Here is a 206-nt window from a genome sequence, read left to right on the forward strand (position 1 = left end):
CGGCGGGATGCGATAGCGGAACGCGCCGATCATCATGAAGACGAAGTAGATCGCGCCCATGGTGAGGAAGGTTTCCCAGACGCCCACCGAGGTCGGCGTCTTGAAATCGTTCATCAGCCTGTCCGCGAGCGGCGCACCGATCATCGCGCCGCCACCAAAGCCCATGATCGCCATGCCGGTCGCCATGCCGCGGCGGTCGGGAAACC

1 pseudogene is annotated in these 206 nt (G+C 64.6%); it reads right to left on the minus strand.

Annotated features, from left to right (window positions below):
- Positions 1-206 (minus strand): annotated as a pseudogene (locus FNJ47_RS49660) (MFS transporter); the annotation flags it as partial.

Origin of the sequence: Bradyrhizobium uaiense (assembly GCF_010811875.1) — a bacterium.
Classification (GTDB): domain Bacteria; phylum Pseudomonadota; class Alphaproteobacteria; order Rhizobiales; family Xanthobacteraceae; genus Bradyrhizobium; species Bradyrhizobium uaiense.